Annotated in this window: 13 protein-coding genes; 12 read left to right on the top strand and 1 reads right to left on the bottom strand. The window is 70.8% G+C overall.

Annotated elements, in window-relative coordinates; genetic code table 11:
• Positions 1-75: 75 nt before the first annotated feature.
• Positions 76-666 carry an IMPACT family protein gene (locus tag AX018_RS10630; protein ID WP_111877259.1) on the bottom strand — a complete coding sequence of 197 codons (591 nt, stop codon included), beginning with the start codon at positions 664-666 and terminating at the stop codon, positions 76-78.
• A 168-nt stretch (positions 667-834) separates the two neighbouring features.
• Here AX018_RS10630 and AX018_RS10625 point away from each other — a divergent pair, with 168 nt between their 5' ends.
• The 12 genes from AX018_RS10625 to AX018_RS10570 all read left to right on the top strand — a co-directional run bounded on the left by AX018_RS10625 (position 835) and on the right by AX018_RS10570 (position 15,245).
• Positions 835-1,836 (top strand): LysR family transcriptional regulator, encoded by a 1,002-nt coding sequence (locus tag AX018_RS10625; RefSeq protein WP_111877295.1) that lies wholly within the window; start codon positions 835-837, stop codon positions 1,834-1,836.
• Entirely contained in the window at positions 1,833-3,359 is a 1,527-nt protein-coding gene (locus AX018_RS10620; protein WP_111877258.1) for an FAD/NAD(P)-binding protein, read from the top strand. The genes AX018_RS10625 and AX018_RS10620 overlap by 4 nt, the downstream gene beginning before the upstream one ends.
• Positions 3,356-4,330, top strand: coding sequence for an ABC transporter permease (locus AX018_RS10615; RefSeq protein WP_111877257.1), 975 nt, complete (start codon positions 3,356-3,358; stop codon positions 4,328-4,330). Before AX018_RS10620 ends, AX018_RS10615 begins: the two co-directional genes overlap by 4 nt.
• Positions 4,327-5,226, top strand: a complete 900-nt coding sequence (locus tag AX018_RS10610; RefSeq protein WP_111877256.1) for an ABC transporter permease — start codon at positions 4,327-4,329, stop codon at positions 5,224-5,226. The genes AX018_RS10615 and AX018_RS10610 overlap by 4 nt, the downstream gene beginning before the upstream one ends.
• Complete coding sequence (locus tag AX018_RS10605; protein ID WP_111877255.1) at positions 5,223-6,239, top strand: ABC transporter ATP-binding protein; 1,017 nt, start codon at positions 5,223-5,225, stop codon at positions 6,237-6,239. Before AX018_RS10610 ends, AX018_RS10605 begins: the two co-directional genes overlap by 4 nt.
• Positions 6,236-7,261, top strand: coding sequence for an ABC transporter ATP-binding protein (locus AX018_RS10600; protein WP_111877254.1), 1,026 nt, complete (start codon positions 6,236-6,238; stop codon positions 7,259-7,261). The genes AX018_RS10605 and AX018_RS10600 overlap by 4 nt, the downstream gene beginning before the upstream one ends.
• A 44-nt stretch (positions 7,262-7,305) precedes the next feature.
• Entirely contained in the window at positions 7,306-8,880 is a 1,575-nt protein-coding gene (locus tag AX018_RS10595) for an ABC transporter substrate-binding protein (protein WP_111877253.1), read from the top strand.
• A gap of 18 nt (positions 8,881-8,898) precedes the next feature.
• Positions 8,899-10,233 carry an acyl-CoA thioesterase/bile acid-CoA:amino acid N-acyltransferase family protein gene (locus AX018_RS25650; protein ID WP_245951508.1) on the top strand — a complete coding sequence of 445 codons (1,335 nt, stop codon included), beginning with the start codon at positions 8,899-8,901 and terminating at the stop codon, positions 10,231-10,233.
• Positions 10,234-10,269: 36 nt separating this feature from the next.
• Positions 10,270-11,463, top strand: a complete 1,194-nt coding sequence (locus AX018_RS25645) for a CMD domain-containing protein (RefSeq protein ID WP_111877251.1) — start codon at positions 10,270-10,272, stop codon at positions 11,461-11,463.
• A gap of 147 nt (positions 11,464-11,610) precedes the next feature.
• Entirely contained in the window at positions 11,611-12,066 is a 456-nt protein-coding gene (gene azu / locus AX018_RS10580; protein ID WP_111877250.1) for an azurin, read from the top strand.
• Positions 12,067-12,220: 154 nt separating this feature from the next.
• A complete protein-coding gene (locus AX018_RS10575) occupies positions 12,221-12,418 on the top strand; it encodes a hypothetical protein (protein WP_111877249.1) in 198 nt (65 codons plus the stop codon).
• A 385-nt stretch (positions 12,419-12,803) separates the two neighbouring features.
• Positions 12,804-15,245 carry a YgiQ family radical SAM protein gene (locus AX018_RS10570; RefSeq protein WP_111877248.1) on the top strand — a complete coding sequence of 814 codons (2,442 nt, stop codon included), beginning with the start codon at positions 12,804-12,806 and terminating at the stop codon, positions 15,243-15,245.

Here is a 15,245-nt window from a genome sequence, read left to right as displayed (position 1 = left end):
GTGCGGGCGGCGCGTGTAGGTGCGCAGGCCTTGTGCCTGCGCGAAAAGGATCGTGCTTGGATCGTGAACGCGTTCTCAGGCGGCGGCCGACCACCCGATGCGCCCCTGGCCCGCCTCGCTGACCTGCTCCCTGAACGCCTCGGCCTGCGCCTGCGGCAGGCGCATCTGCAGGTGGACCTGCGAGCCGTGCCGCACCTGCAGCAGCTCCGCGCCCGCGGCTTCGATGTGGCGGCGCAGCAGGCCCTCCAGGGCATACGGCACCTCGCACTGCAGCGTGGCCATGCGCTGCAGGGTCACCTTGTCGGCCTTCAGGAGCGCCTGGGCGATGGTGTCCGTGTAGGCGCGCACCAGCCCGCCCGCGCCCAGCTTGACACCGCCGAAATAGCGCACGACCGTGGCCAGCACGCCCTCCAGGTCCTGGTGGCGCAGCACGTCGAGCATCGGGCGCCCGGCCGTGCCGCCGGGCTCGCCGTCATCCACGGCCGCCGACTGGCCGCCCGCCAGCAGCGCCCAGCAGACGTGGGCCGCGCCAGGGTGCTGCTTCCACAGGGCATCCACCACGGCCTGGGCGGATGCCCGGTCGGACATCGGCTGCACGCAGCCGATGAAGCGGCTTTTCTTGATGACGAGTTCGCTGTGCGCAGGCGCGGCAAGGGTGTGTGGCATGGGTCGCCGAGTGTAGGACGGCGGGGTGGCGCCCACGCCTGCCATGCCGCTCTTTCCTGTGCGAGGTCAAAGCAGGGCTGCCCGGAGGGGTATGTACAAATGCGGTTTTATTATTTGTGAAATGGATTCTTACGGTTGCATGATGCGTTATGCGAATGAATGAATTCCATGGAAATACGGCAGCTTGAAGCGTTTGCCGCCGTCATGTCGGCGGGCAGCGTGACGGCGGCGGCGCGCCTTCTGTCGCGCTCGCAGCCTGCCATCACGCGCCTGGTGCAGGAGCTGGAGGCCGAGATCGGCTATGCCCTGTTCGAGCGCAACGGCCCGCGCGTCACCCCGACGGAGCAGGGCTTTCTTCTCTACGACGACGTGGAGCGGGCCCTGGGCGGGCTGCGCCACATCCATGAGCGCGCGGCGGAAATCGCCCGGGGCGGGGGCGTCGCGCCGCTGGTGCTGGCCGCCACCTCGGCGCTGGCCGTCGGCCTGCTGCCACAGGCGCTGGGCGGGGTCGAGGCCCGGTTCGGCGCGGGCGCGCTGCGGCTGCGATCGGCATCGCCCGAGCAGGTGGTGCATGCCGTGGTGTCCGGCACCGTGCAGCTCGGCGCCAGCAGCCTGCCGCTGGAACACCGGGGCCTGCAGGTGCTCTGGATCGGCGAGGTGCCGTGCGTGGCGGTGTTGCCGGCCGGAGACCCATTGGCGCGGCATGCCGTGGTGCCCATGGCCGCACTGGCCGAGCGCCGGCTGATCACGATGAGCAACCCGTACCGGCTGCGCCAGCGCCTCGATGCGGGCCTGCCTGCGGGTGCTGCGGGCGAGGGCGGCGCCCGCGAGGCGCTGATCGAAACCAATGCCTCCATCAATGCCCAGGCCCTGGTGCGTGCCGGCCTGGGCGTGGCCGTGCTGGAGCCGTTGACGGCGCGGGCCGCGCCGGACGATGGCCTGGCGGTGCGGCCGCTGGACGTGCACATCCCTTTTTTCTTCGGCGTGGTGGTGCCGCAGGCGCGCCCGCCGACGGCGCACGTGACCGCCGTGGCCGATGCGCTGCTGGAGGCCGCGCGCGCCGTGCCCGGTTTCGTGCAACACGACGTGGGCGCGCACGCGCAGCTGCTGCAAGCCCGCACCCCCCATGAGGAGCAGCCCGCCAGGGCCGCTCGAAAGGTCTCCCGATGAATCCCACTCCCGTTTCCCCGCTGATCCCCGGAGCCGGCCTGCCGGCCCTGGAAGCCCGGCTGCGGCAGGACCTGCAGTGGCTGTGCCAGCCGGCGAGGCGCTGGGTGCCCGAGCGCACCCAGGACGGCGCGGCCGTGCTGGACGTCGCCATCGTGGGCGGTGGCATGGCCGGGCTCACGCTGGCCGCGTCGCTCACGCACCTGGGCGTGCAGGTGCGGATCTTCGACCGTTCTCCGGCGGGCTTCGAAGGGCCATGGGCGACCACGGCGCGCATGGAGACCCTGCGCTCGCCCAAGGAGCTGACGGGGCCGGCGCTGGGCCTGCCGGCGCTCACCTTCCGCGCCTGGTTCGAGGCGCAGTTCGGCGGGGCGGCCTGGGAGGCGCTGGACAAGATTCCGCGCCTGCAGTGGATGGACTATCTGCGCTGGTACCGGCAGGTGCTGGGCCTGGACGTGCGCAACCGGCAGCACGTGCGCGACGTGCTGCCGCGGGCCGACGGCCTGGTGCAGCTGGGCCTCGTGGACGAGGCGGGCGGCGGTGCTCCGTACGAGGTGCTCGCCCGCCATGTGGTGCTGGCCACCGGGCGCGACGGGCTGGGCGGCCCCTGGGTGCCGGACTGGGCCTCGCAACTGCCCCGCGACCGCTGGGCGCATTCCTCCCATGCATGGGCGGGCGAGTCGCTGCGGGGCTTGCGCGTGGCCGTCATCGGCGGCGGCGCATCGGCCATGGATGCCGCAGCCACGGCGCTGGAGGCGGGAGCGGCGCGGGCCGATCTGCTGATCCGCCGCGGCGACCTGCCGCGCGTGAACAAGGGCAAGGGCGCCGGCAACCCCGGCATGTCCCAGGGCTTCCATGCCTTGCCCGACGAGTGGAAATGGCGCTTTCGCCACTACATCAACGTGCAGCAGGTGCCGCCGCCCCATGGCAGCACGCTGCGCGTCTCGCGCCACGCCAACGCGCATTTCCACCTGCAGACCCCGGTGGCCTCGGCCAGCGTGCGCAGCGATGGCGCTTTGCGCCTGGAGACGGGCAAGGGGCCGCTTGCGGCCGACTTCGTGATTTTCTGCACGGGCTTTCGCACCGACTGGGCGCAGCGCCCCGAATTCGCCCGCCTCGCGCCGCATGTGCGCGTCTGGCGGGATCGGTTCGCGCCGGTGCCGGGCGAGGACGACCTGGAGCTGGCCGAGTCGCCCGATCTGGGCCCTCTCTTCGAGTTCCAGCCGAAGGTGCCGGGCGCGCTGCCCGGCCTGGAGCGCGTGCACTGCTTCAACTATGCCGCCGCGCTGTCGCACGGTGCCGGCGCGGGGGACATTCCCCAGATCACCGATGGCGCGCAGCGCCTGGCACGCGGCCTGGCCGCTCAACTGCTGGCCGAGGACGTCGGGCACCACTATGCGGCGATGGGCCGCTTCAGCGAGCCGGAGCTGGACGGCACCGAATGGGTGGCCGCGGAGTTCCCCGCCTACGAGGACGTGGCCGCCAGCCCGGCCGCCGATCCGCCTGCCGAGCGGGTGGCTTCATGACGGGTTGGCTGCTGCGCCGGCTGGCCCAGGCGGCGCTGGTCGTGGCCGCGATGACGGTGATCGTCTTCGTGGGCCTGCATTCCATCGGCAACCCGGTGGACATCCTGATCGGCGACGACATGAACCAGCAGGAGCGCCTCGCGGCGATCGCCCGGCTGGGCCTCGACAAGCCGCTGTGGCAGCAGTACGTCGCCTTCGTGGAAGGCGCGCTGCAGGGGCATCTGGGCAAGAGCTTCGTCTACCAGGAAGACGCGGTGCGCCTGATTCTGGGCCGGCTGCCCGCCACGCTGGAGCTGGCCGTGGCCGCCTTGCTGATGGCCGTGCTGCTGGGCGTGCCGCTGGGCCTGTTCGCCGGGATGAAGCCGGACCATCCCGCCTCGAAGCTGCTCATGTCTGTCAGCATCGTGGGCTTTTCCCTGCCGGCCTTCTGGGTCGCGCTCATGCTGATCATGGTGTTCAGCGTGCAGCTGGGCTGGATGCCGGCCAGCGGGCGCGGCGCCACGCGCGAGTGGCTGGGCGTGCAATGGTCCTGGCTCACGCTGGACGGCTGGCACCACCTGCTGCTGCCCGCGTTCAATCTGGCGCTGTTCAAGATTTCGCTGGTGCTGCGCCTCACCCGCGCCGGCGTGCGCGAGGTGCTGCCGCAGGATTTCGTGAAGTTCGCTCGGGCCAAGGGCCTGTCGCCGCTGCGCGTGGTGCTCATGCACGTGCTCCGCAACACCATGATTCCCCTGGTCACGGTGCTGGGGCTGGAACTGGGATCGACCATCGCCTATGCCGTGGTGACCGAGTCGATCTTCGCCTGGCCGGGTGCGGGCAAGCTGATCCTGGACAGCATCAACGCGCTGGACCGCCCCGTGGTGGTGGCCTACCTGATGGTGGTGGTGCTGATCTTCGTGGTGTTGAACCTGCTGGTGGACCTGGCCTACCGGCTGCTCGACCCGCGCGTGCGCCTGGAGGCCGCCCGATGAGCGCGGCCCGCACTTTCGACGAGCGCTCGCTGTGGTGGCGCGTGGGGGCAGACTTTTTGCAGTCGCGCGTGGCGCTGGCCGGCCTGGCCGTGCTCGTGCTGCTCGCGCTGGCGGCCCTGTGCGCGCCGTGGATCACGCCGCAGAACCCCTATGACCTGACGCAACTGGACGTGCTGGATGCGCGCCTCAAGCCCGGATCGCTCAACGGCGAGGGCACGCACACCTACTGGCTCGGCACCGACGGCCAGGGACGCGACCTGTACTCGGCCATCCTCTACGGGCTGCGCATCAGCCTGCTGGTGGGCGTGGGCTCCGCCGTGGTCGCGGCCGTGCTGGGCACGCTCGTCGGGCTCGTGGCGGCCTATGCCGGCGGCCGGGTGGATGCCTTGCTGATGCGGCTGGTGGACCTGTTGCTGTCGTTCCCCACCATCCTCATGGCGCTCATGATCCTGGCGTACATGGGCAAGGGCATCGGCAACGTGGTGCTTACGCTGGTGCTGCTCGAATGGGCCTACTACGCGCGCACCGCGCGCGGCCAGGCGCTGGTGGAGGCGCGGCGCGAGTACGTGGAGGCGGCGCGCGGGCAGGGCATTCCGCCCTGGCGCATCCTCACCGGCCACATCCTGCCCAACTGCCTGCCGCCGCTGCTCGTGATCGGCGCGCTGCAGGTGGCGCGCGCCATCACGCTGGAGGCCACGCTGTCGTTCCTGGGCCTGGGCGTGCCGATCACCGAGCCATCGCTGGGCCTGCTGATCTCCAACGGCTACCAGTACCTGCTGTCCAACGAGTACTGGATCAGCTTCTTTCCCGGCCTGGCGCTGCTGGCCACCATCGTCGCGATCAATCTCGTGGGCGACCAACTGCGCGATGTGCTCAACCCGAGGCTGCAGAAATGAGCGAGGCTCCTGATCTTCCGACCCTGGAGGTGCGCAACCTGCACACGCGCTTCCATACGCGGGCGGGCGTGCTGCCGGTGGTCGATGGCGTCTCCTTCGCGCTGGGGCGCGGCCAGGTCCTGGGCCTGGTGGGCGAGTCCGGCTCGGGCAAGTCGGTCACCGGCTTTTCCATCATGGGTCTGGTCGATCCGCCCGGGCGGGTGGAGGAGGGCGAGGTGCTGTTCCAGGGCCGGGACATCACCCGGCTGCCGCCGGCCGCGCGCCGCGCGCTGCGGGGCAACCGCATCGCGATGATCTTCCAGGACCCCATGGCCACGCTCAACCCGGTGCTGCGGGTGGACACGCAGATGATCGAGGCGGTGCGCGCGCACAGCCGCGTCTCAACAACCCAGGCGCGCACGCGCGCGGCCGACGCGCTGGCACTGGTGGGCATCCCCGCCCCCGGGGAACGCCTCAAGGCCTATCCGCACCAGCTGTCGGGGGGCATGCGCCAGCGCGTGGCCATCGCCATCGCCATGCTCCACGGGCCGGACCTCATCATTGCCGACGAGCCCACGACGGCGCTGGACGTGACCATCCAGGCGCAGATCCTCTCCGAGGTGCAGAAGCTGGTGCGCGAGCGCGGCACCTCGTTGATCTGGATCAGCCACGACCTGTCGGTGGTGGCGGGACTGGCCGACCAGGTCGCCGTGATGTACGCCGGGCGCATCGTCGAGCGCGGCACGGTGGACGAGGTGATCGACCATCCGCAGCATCCCTACACCCAGGGGCTGATCGGCAGCCTGCCGAGCGCCAACCGGCGCGGCGAGCGGTTGCGGCAGATTCCCGGCATGGCGCCCAACCTGCTGCAGATGCCGCAGGGCTGTGCCTTTGCGGCGCGCTGCGACCGTGCCAGCGCCGCCTGCGCGGCGCGGCCGGAGATCACCCGCCCGCGCCCCGAGGCGCCGCAGCATGAGGTGCGCTGCTTCCATCCGGGGCCGGGCCCCGCGGTGGCGCGGGAGGTGGCGGCATGAGCGCGCAGGCCGACAGGCAAGCCGCCCCGCTGGTGGAACTGCAGGGCGTGGCCAAGCGCTTCGGCGCCCGGCCCGCGCCGGGCCGGCTGGGGCGGGCGCTGCAGCGCCTGGGCGTGTCCAGGCCGCCGGTCGTGACCCATGCGGTGGACGGCGTGGACCTGCAGGTGCGCCCCGGCGAGGTCGTGGGCCTGGTCGGCGAATCGGGCTGCGGCAAGTCCACCCTGGGCCGCATCGCGGCCGGGCTGCTGGAGCCGACGCAGGGGCGGGTACTGGTCGAAGGCCGGCCCTTGCAGTCCCTGGCAGGCCCGCAGCGCCTGGCCGCCCGGCTGCGCACGCAGATGGTGTTCCAGGACCCGTTCGCCAGCCTGAACCCGCGCCTGCGCGTTTCGCGCATCGTGGGCGAGGCGGCGCGCCTGCACGGGCTCACCGATGCCGCGGGCGAGGACGACTACGTGAGCGCCCAGCTCGAACGCGCCGGACTCGATCCGGCGCTGCGCCACCGCTACCCGCACCAGTTCAGCGGAGGCCAGCGCCAGCGCATCGGCATCACCCGCGCGCTGGCCGTGCAGCCCGCGCTGCTGGTGTGCGACGAGGCGGTGGCCGCGCTGGACGTGTCGATCCAGGCGCAGATCCTGAACCTGTTCATGGACCTGCGCGACGATTTGGGCCTGGCCTATCTGTTCATCAGCCACGACCTGGGCGTGATCGAGCACCTGTGCGACCGCGTGGCCGTGATGTACCTGGGCCGGGTGGTGGAGAGCGCGCCGGTCGAGGAGCTGTTCGCGCGCCCCAGCCACCCCTATACGAAGGCGCTGCTGGCGGAGATTCCCCGCATCGGCGCGCGGGGCACGCGCTTTGGTGCCATCCGGGGCGAGATCCCGAGCCCGATCGCGCCGCCGTCCGGCTGCCACTTCCACCCGCGGTGTCCGCAAGCGATGCCGCGCTGCAGCACCGAGGTGCCGCGGCTGCGCGGCATCGCCGTGCGCCACGAAAGCGCCTGCCATCTCAACGAAATGTCCTGACGGCCGTTTCCCTCTCGTTCGCCTGTTTTCCAAAGGAATCCTCCATGCAGATCCGACCTTCCGCCGCCGTCCTGGCCGCCGCCCTGTGGGCCGGCGCCGCCGGCGTTTCCGCGCAGACCCTCTCCATCGGCTTCGCCGACCCGGTCTCGTCCGTCGATCCGCAGCTCAACAACCACGCGGGCGACCGTTCGCTGGCGCTGCATTTCTGGGACTCGCTGGTGAACTCGCGCGACGGCGGCAAGCTGGAGCCGGGCCTGGCCACCAGCTGGAAGGTGCTGGACGACAAGACCTGGGAGTTCAAGCTGCGCACGGACGTGAAGTGGCAGGACGGCGTGCCCTTCACGGCCGACGACATCGTCTACTCGTTCCAGCGCGCGCGCAGCGTGCCGGGCAGCGTGGCGTCGTACTCCGGGGCGCTGCGCACGGTGGAATCCACCACCGCCAAGGGCCCGCACACGGTGATCGTCAAGACCCATACGCCCAACCCCATGCTGCCGCTGGAGATCGCGTCGATCTACATCGTGAGCAAGCACGTGGGCGAGAAATCCAGGACCGAGGACTACAACGCCGGCCGCGCCGTGGTGGGCACCGGCCCCTACAAATTCGTCTCGTACGTGCCGGGCGACCGCACGGTGTTCGAGCGCAGCAGCAGCTACTACGGTGACAAGCCGCTGTGGGAGAAGGTCAACTACCGCTTCATCAACAACGGCGCCGCCCGTACGGCCGCGCTGCTGGCGGGCGACGTGGACGTGATCGACAAGGTGGCCGTCACCGACGTGGAGAAGCTGCGCAAGACGCCCAGCGTGAGCGTGTACACGTATCCGGGCCTGCGCGTGCTGCTGCTGCAGCCCAGCTTCCGGCCCGGCCAGAACGAGTTCATTACCGACAACGCGGGCAAGCCGCTGGCGGAGAACCCGCTGCGCGACGTGCGCGTGCGGCAGGCGCTGTCGGTGGCCATCCACCGCAAGGCCATCACCGACCGCGTGCTGCAGGGCACCGTGACGGAAGCCAACCAGTGGATGCCCAAGGGCAGCTTCGGCTACAACCCCGACGTCAAGGACATCGCCTACAGCCCGGACCAGGCCAGGAAGCTGCTGGCCGAGGCCGGCTTTCCGCAGGGCTTCCAGCTCACCATCCACGTGCCGGGCGACCGCTACCCCCAGGCGCCCGAGACCGTGCAGGCCGTGGCCCAGTTCTGGAGCCGCGTGGGCGTGAAGACCAAGGTCGAGGTCGTGCCATGGGCCGTCTATTCGAGCCGCGCCAACAAGAACGAGTTCGCGGTGAGCGTGATCGCCTGGGGCAACGGCACGGGCGAGGCCGGCTATGGCCTGCTGCAGACACTGGCCACCAACGACGCCCAGCGCGGCCGGGGCTCCAACAACTGGGGGCGCTACAGCAACGAGGCCGTGGACAAGGCGCTGGACGCCGCCACGGTGGAGTTCAATAGCCAGCGCCGCGAGGCCGTGTTCCGCCATGCCGCCAAGCTGGTGACCGACGACGTGGGCCAGATCCCGCTCTTCCACTACCAGAACATCTGGGCCTCCAGGAAGGGCCTGAAGGTCGTGCCGCTGCTGAGCGACCGCACCACGGCGCTGCAGGTCACCCGGGTGGCGAAGTAAGGCCGCGTGGAGCCCGGCATGCTGCACATCACGCCCGCCGATGCGCTGATCGACGTTCCCCGCCACGTGCGTGTCACCGGGCTGGCGGCCGGTGAACAGGTCACCCTCCACAGCGCCACGGTGCGGGGCCCCGGCGTGGCATGGCGCGCGGCGGCCACCTTCGCCGCCGACGCGCGGGGCAGCGTGGACCTCGCGCGCGATGCCCCCGTGGCGGGCAGCTACGGCGGCATCTCGCCCATGGGACTGTGGTGGTCCCAGGTGCCCGATGAGGGCGCGGCGGCGCGCGAGCTGTTCTCCGCCGAGCCGGCGGCGGCGCTCACCACGCGCATCACGATGCGGCGGGGCGGGGCGCAGGCATGGGAAGCGGACGTGGTGCAGCGGCTGGCCGCCGAAGGCGTCGCGCGCCGGGAGGTGCGCGAGGACGGCCTGACCGCCGTGCTCTACACGCCGCCCGCGCGGGCGGACGGGCAAGGCCATCCCGTGGTGGTCGTGCTCAATGGCTCGGGCGGCGGCATGAACGAGCCGCGCGCGGCGCTGTATGCCTCGCACGGCTACGCCGCGTTGGCCCTGGGCTACTTCAAGGCGCCGGGGCGCCCGGACTACATCTCCAACACCCCCCTCGAATACTTCGAGACGGCGCTGGAATGGGTGCACCGCACGCTGCGCCCGCGCCGTGGATTCGTGGCACTCAGCGGCCAGTCGCGCGGCGGCGAACTGGTGCTGCTGCTCGGTTCGATGTTCCCCTCGCTCGTGTCCGCCGTCATCGGCTATGTGCCGGGGGCGGTGGTGCACAGCGCGCAGAACGCCTGCGACCCGGCCACGGGGCGCGAGGGCCCGGCGTGGCTCTACCGTGGCCAGGCATTGCCGCACCTCTGGGAGAACAACCGCACGGCCACCTGGAAGCCCTGGGACGACGGCCCGCAGCCGCGCCGCCATGCCCACGCGCTACTGACGGCGCTGCAGGACCCCGAGGCGGTGGAGCGCGCGGCCATCGCCGTGGAGCGCATCCGGGGGCCGGTGCTGCTGCTGTCCGCCACGGACGACGGTTCGTGGCCGTCGAGCCTGTACAGCCGCATGGTGGCGGACCGGCTCGCGCGCCACCGGCATCCGCACGCGGTCGAGCATCTGGATTTCGAGGGGGCGGGGCATTCCATCCTGTTTCCCTATCTGCCGACCACGCAGCTGGTGTATGCCCATCCGGTGTCGCGCCGGCAGAGCACGACCGGCGGCGCCGCCCTGCCCAACGCGCAGGCCGATGAAGCCTCCTGGGCGGGCGTGCTGCGGTTCCTGGAGCGTGCCGTGCGCACGCAAGGTGCGAGAGAGACCGACGACACCCCCCACCCGCCGGCCTGACGCGCCGCCGCATCCTTTTGCTGGAGACCTGTTCCCATGTCGCAATCCCTTCCTTCCACCGCCACCACCGACGTGGTCGATCAAGCCGCCTCGCTGGCCCCCGGCGATGCGCTGCACGCGCTGCGCCGTCAGCGCGACAAGGTCGTGCAGGCCACGCAGGGCAGCCATGACGGCTTGCTCGACCCGGCGCTTGCGGGCCCGGCTCTGGCCGAGCGCCTGCTCGCCGCCTTGCATATCGCCCGCAAGGCGGGCAGCGAGGCCCTCGCGGCGCATTACCGTGGCCGGCTGCAGGCGCTGGCGGTGCTCACCGCCGCGCAGGCTGCGGCGCTGGAAGGGGCTCCCCGGGCCGATGTCGCCGCGGCGGATGCCCGGCTCGGCGCCATCCTAGCGTTCGCCGACACGCTGGCGGACCGGCCCGTCGAAGGGGACAAGGCCGCGTTGCTGACGCTGCCGGGGGCGGGTTTGTCCACGCCCGAGGTGGTGGCGCTGGCCCAGTTGATCGCCTTCGTCGCCTACCAGGTGCGGGTGGTGGTGGGCCTGCGGGCGCTGGCGGCGCTGCCGCCCGAGGGCACCGTGCCGGCGGCCAGCGCCGCAGCCGTGGAAGCCGCGGGCGCACCGTTCGTGCATCCCGCCCATCTGCCCCAGCCGGGCGAACCCGTGCGGGTGAACGGCTACACGAGCGAGACGCTCGGATGGAAGGCCTGGCTGCCCGTGCTCGACCTGGGCCAGGCCACGCCGGAGCAGTTGGCCGTGCTGGAGGAGAGCCATCCCAAGGCCAAGACCTCGGACTACTACCTGACGCTGATCCACCAACCGCGCATCCTGCAGCAGCGCTCGGTCGCCTTCAACGCCATCATGTATGCGCCGGGCGGGCTGTCGCGGGCGGAGCGCGAACTGGCCAGCGCCGTGGTCTCGCGCGTCAACGGCTGCGTGTACTGCGCCTCGGTGCATGCCCAGCGCTTCGAGCAGTTGACCAAGCGCAACGACGTGATCCACCAGGTGTTCACCGAGCCACGGGGCGCGGGGACGAACGCGCGCGAGCGGGCCATCGTCCAGGTGGCGATCGACCTCACGCGCGAGCCGGCCGCTTTCGGGGCCGCACGGCTGCAGGCGGTGCTGGCGGCAGGCTTGACGCGCCTGGAAGTGCTGGACCTGGTCCACGCGATCGCCATCTTCGCCTGGGCCAACCGGCTCATGCTCAACCTGGGCGAGGCGGTGCATCCCGCCTGACGTCCCGGCACGGCCCCGTCCCGGGCCTTGATTTCCGCCAAATTGATGAGCATCAAATGGCGAAAACCGTTCCTCTTGAAGAATGCAGCCATGGAGCCCGCCATGGCCAGGCCAGCGGGCTCCGCCTCTTTCTGAAAGGTGAGAACAATGGCAAGAATCTGGAAATCCCTGGCGATGATCGCCCTGTGCGCTGGCATGGCCCCCGTCTGGGCCGCCGATTGCGCGGTCGAGATCGAGGGCAACGATGCGATGCAGTTCAACAAGAGCACCATCGCCGTGCCCGCGAGCTGCAAGCAGTTCACCGTCAAGCTCAAGCATGTGGGCAAGCTGCCCAAGGCCGCCATGGGCCACAACTGGGTGCTGTCCAAGGCCGCCGACCAGCAGGGCGTGGTGACCGACGGCATCGCCGCGGGCGCGGCCAAGGAATACGTCGCGGCGGGCGACAAGCGCGTGCTGGCCCACACCAAGGTGGTGGGCGGCGGCGAGGCCGATGCGGTGACCTTCGCGACCAGCGCGCTCAAGGCCGGCGAGACCTACGCGTATTTCTGCTCCTTCCCGGGCCATGCGGCCCTCATGAAAGGCACGCTCGCACTGGCGAAGTGAGGGCGGCACTGGCGGCAGGTGGCCGCCACTGTGGCGGCGATCACACAGCCTGAAGGCCGGTCGTGCGAGACGGCGAACTCCTACACGGATGCGTCATGAACGGCCCCTACGCTTGGCGGGTTCCTGCCATGCACCCACTGCCAGAGGAGACGCCATGTTCGCCAATGCCTTGACCCAGACGTTCAGCGCCCTGTTTGCGCCGCAGGTGCTTCCCGCCGATGCGGGGGCCGTGGTGTGTCGGAATGCGCAGGGCGCTCCGGCCGGTGCGGCGCCCCATGAGGAGCTGCACTCGCCCTACGAATCGCCCGCCCACGACCTGGACCAGCGGGTGCGCGCCTCCGGGGAGTGGTAGGCATCAGCGACAGGGGGCCGCAGGGCGCCGTGTCTTCCGCAAGGGCCGCTGTCGCGGCCCTTTTTCATCGCCGGGCCGCCTCAGGATGAAAAGCTCCCCTTGGTAGGCAGCAACCACGCGCAGCGAGGGAGCGTGGAGCCCTTTTTCATCGCCGGGCCGCCCCAGGATGAAAAACACCCCCTCGGGGGCAGCGACCACGCGAAGCGGGAGAGCGTGGGGGCCCTTTTTTATTGGGATGAAAGCACCTCCCGGGAGCCGCGACCACGCACCGGGGGGCGCCGTGCAGGCATCCGCCCCGGGGAGCCCGTGCCGCCGAGAGCCCCTGCCTGCAGGGTGGCGACGGCCGACCGCCTAAAATCGGCGGCCCTCCCCACGCCTGCATTCCATGAACGCCCCCGTTGACGTTTCCTTTTTCGCGCGCGCCGCCAAGCCGCTGACGAGCTACCGCCCCTACTGGGCGAAGCGCTTCGGCACCGCGCCGTTCCTGCCCATGAGCCGCGCCGAGATGGAGCGGCTCGGCTGGGACAGCTGCGACGTCATCCTCGTCACGGGCGATGCCTACGTGGACCACCCCAGCTTCGGCATGGCGGTGATCGGCCGCGTGCTGGAGGCCCAGGGCTTTCGCGTGGGGATCATCGCGCAGCCCGACTGGCAGAGCTGCGAGCCCTTCAAGGCGCTGGGGCGGCCCAACCTGTTCTGGGGCGTGACGGCGGGCAACATGGATTCGATGATCAACCGGTACACCGCCGACCGGAAGATCCGCAGCGACGATGCCTACACCCCGGGCGACGTGGGCGGAAAGCGGCCCGACCGGGCCTCGGTCGTCTACAGCCAGCGCTGCCGCGAGGCCTACAAGGACGTGCCCATCATCCTGGGCGGCATCGAGGGCAGCCTGCGGCGCATCGCCCACTACGACTACTGGAGCGACAAGGTGCGCCGCTCCATCGTGGTGGACGCCAAATGCGACCTGCTGCTCTATGGCAACGCCGAACGCGCGCTGGTCGAGGTGGCGCACCGCCTGGCCGCCCGCGAGCCGGTCGCGCGCATCACCGACGTGCGCGGCACGGCCTTCGTGCGCCGCCCGGACGACGAGAGCGGCCGGGGCTGGTTCGAGATCGACTCCACCACGGTGGACGAGCCGGGCCGCGTGGAGGCCCACGTGAACCCCTACCTCACGACCAGCGAGCAGGCCGCGGCCCAGGGGGGCTCGTGCAGCAAGGACCAGGATTCGCAGGATGCTACTGAAAATGTAGCGAACAATGCAGCAGACACGGCGACATCGGCGCTGAAAGAACCCCAAACAGCCCCGACCCCGGCCGCCGCCGCCATCCAGCCCCTGCGGTTCGTGCCGAACCCGGCCACGCGCTCGCGGCTCAAGGTGCCGCCGCGCGAGCGCAGCGTAATCCGCCTGCCGGCCTACGAGCAGGTCCGCGGCGACCCGGTGCTCTATGCCCACGCCAACCGCGTGCTGCACCTGGAGACCAACCCCGGCAACGCCCGGGCGCTGGTGCAGGCCCACGGCGAGGGCACGACCGCGCGCGACGTGTGGATCAACCCGCCCCCCATCCCGCTCACCACCGCCGAGATGGACTGGGCATTCGGCCTGACCTATGCGCGCAGCCCGCATCCCGCCTATGCGGACGAGAACGGCAGCCACGACGGCGCCACCAAGATCCCCGCCTGGGAGATGATCCGCTTCAGCGTGAACATCATGCGCGGCTGCTTCGGCGGCTGCACCTTCTGCTCGATCACCGAGCACGAGGGGCGCATCATCCAGAGCCGCTCGGAGGACTCCATCATCCAGGAGGTCGAGGAGATCCGCGACAAGGTCAAGGGCTTCACCGGCACCATCTCCGACCTGGGCGGCCCCACGGCCAACATGTACCGCCTGGGCTGCCGCAGCCCCGAGATCGAGGCGGCCTGCCGCAAGCCCAGCTGCGTCTATCCGGGCATCTGCCAGAACCTCACCACCGACCACGGCCCGCTCATCAAGATCTACCGCCGCGCGCGGGCGCTCAAGGGCGTCAAGAAGATCCTCATCGGCTCCGGCCTGCGCTACGACCTCGCCGTGAAGTCGCCCGAATACGTGAAGGAGCTGGTGCAGCACCACGTGGGCGGCTATCTCAAGATCGCGCCCGAGCACACCGAGCAGGGGCCGCTCTCGAAGATGATGAAGCCCGGCATCGGCAGCTACGACCGCTTCAAGCAGATGTTCGAGCAGTTCAGCGCCGAGGCGGGCAAGAAGCAGTTCCTCATCCCGTACTTCATCGCCGCGCACCCCGGCACGAGCGACGAGGACATGATGAACCTCGCCATCTGGCTCAAGAAGAACGGCTTCCGCGCCGACCAGGTGCAGACCTTCTACCCCAGCCCCATGGCCACGGCCACCGCGATGTACCACTCGGGCAAGAACCCGCTGCGCAGGATCGGCCGCGACAGCGAGTCGGTGGACATCGTGCGCGGCGAAAAGCGCCGCCGCCTGCACAAGGCCTTCCTGCGCTACCACGACCCCAACAACTGGCCCCTGCTGCGCGATGCGCTCAAGGCCATGGGCCGCGCCGACCTGATCGGCAATGGCAAGCACCACCTGATCCCGACCTTCCAGCCGGCCACCGACGGCAGCTACCAGAGCGCCCGCCGAAAGAACAGCACGGGCGCGCAGGGCAAGGGCCCCGCGCCCGGCAAGCTGCTCACGCAGCACACGGGCCTGCCGCCACGGCCCGGCGTGCCGGCGGGCCGGCCCGGTGCGAAGGCCTCTGCCGCGCTGGCCGCCACGCCCAAGGGCGGCGGCGCCTTCGCGCGCTCCGGCCCGCGCAAGGGCCGGTAG

Origin of the sequence: Paracidovorax anthurii (genome assembly GCF_003269065.1) — a bacterium.
Lineage (GTDB): Bacteria > Pseudomonadota > Gammaproteobacteria > Burkholderiales > Burkholderiaceae_C > Paracidovorax > Paracidovorax anthurii.
The sequence above is the reverse complement of the archived record's forward strand: the minus strand, read 5'-3'. Positions and strand labels throughout refer to the sequence as shown.

Coding starts and splice junctions, on each gene's coding strand:
- AX018_RS10575 (WP_111877249.1), top strand. CDS start 12,221: ATGTTCGCCAATGCCTTGACCCAGACGTTCAGCGCCCTGTTTGCGCCG.
- AX018_RS25645 (WP_111877251.1), top strand. CDS start 10,270: ATGTCGCAATCCCTTCCTTCCACCGCCACCACCGACGTGGTCGATCAA.
- AX018_RS10625 (WP_111877295.1), top strand. CDS start 835: ATGGAAATACGGCAGCTTGAAGCGTTTGCCGCCGTCATGTCGGCGGGC.
- AX018_RS10595 (WP_111877253.1), top strand. CDS start 7,306: ATGCAGATCCGACCTTCCGCCGCCGTCCTGGCCGCCGCCCTGTGGGCC.
- AX018_RS25650 (WP_245951508.1), top strand. CDS start 8,899: ATGCTGCACATCACGCCCGCCGATGCGCTGATCGACGTTCCCCGCCAC.
- azu (WP_111877250.1), top strand. CDS start 11,611: ATGGCAAGAATCTGGAAATCCCTGGCGATGATCGCCCTGTGCGCTGGC.
- AX018_RS10600 (WP_111877254.1), top strand. CDS start 6,236: ATGAGCGCGCAGGCCGACAGGCAAGCCGCCCCGCTGGTGGAACTGCAG.
- AX018_RS10605 (WP_111877255.1), top strand. CDS start 5,223: ATGAGCGAGGCTCCTGATCTTCCGACCCTGGAGGTGCGCAACCTGCAC.
- AX018_RS10620 (WP_111877258.1), top strand. CDS start 1,833: ATGAATCCCACTCCCGTTTCCCCGCTGATCCCCGGAGCCGGCCTGCCG.
- AX018_RS10570 (WP_111877248.1), top strand. CDS start 12,804: ATGAACGCCCCCGTTGACGTTTCCTTTTTCGCGCGCGCCGCCAAGCCG.
- AX018_RS10630 (WP_111877259.1), bottom strand. CDS start 666: ATGCCACACACCCTTGCCGCGCCTGCGCACAGCGAACTCGTCATCAAG.
- AX018_RS10610 (WP_111877256.1), top strand. CDS start 4,327: ATGAGCGCGGCCCGCACTTTCGACGAGCGCTCGCTGTGGTGGCGCGTG.
- AX018_RS10615 (WP_111877257.1), top strand. CDS start 3,356: ATGACGGGTTGGCTGCTGCGCCGGCTGGCCCAGGCGGCGCTGGTCGTG.